The following is a 268-nucleotide window of genomic DNA, read 5'->3' on the forward strand; positions in this document are numbered from 1 at the left end:
GGCGTTTGGCTACTCGGTCCTAACCCCGCTTTACCAAGCCGGCATTTTGGTCCCGCTGAGCAAGATCGGCATGATGGGCATCAATCCGGACGCCGTGATCATCTGGCACGGAGTGCGATTGCTCGCGATGAATGGCGGCTGGCTGATGTTCGGCCTCGGCCTCGCCGCGCATGCCGGTCTCTTCGAGACGGTCAAGTCTTCCGCCCCGGTCCAAGCCCCTCGCCCCCGCACCTCCCCGCTTCATGAGCCTGTTGCTTGAGATCCTCGT

The 268-nt window shown here is 63.1% G+C and carries 1 protein-coding gene; it reads left to right on the plus strand.

What is annotated here, in order from left to right:
- Window positions 1–259: hypothetical protein (locus L9G74_RS24220; RefSeq protein ID WP_238898658.1), on the plus strand; the 259-nt coding region annotated here is incomplete at its 5' end.
- Window positions 260–268 lie beyond the last annotated feature (9 nt).

This window comes from Shewanella electrica (assembly GCF_022321485.1).
In the GTDB taxonomy this organism is placed as follows: domain Bacteria; phylum Pseudomonadota; class Gammaproteobacteria; order Enterobacterales; family Shewanellaceae; genus Shewanella; species Shewanella electrica.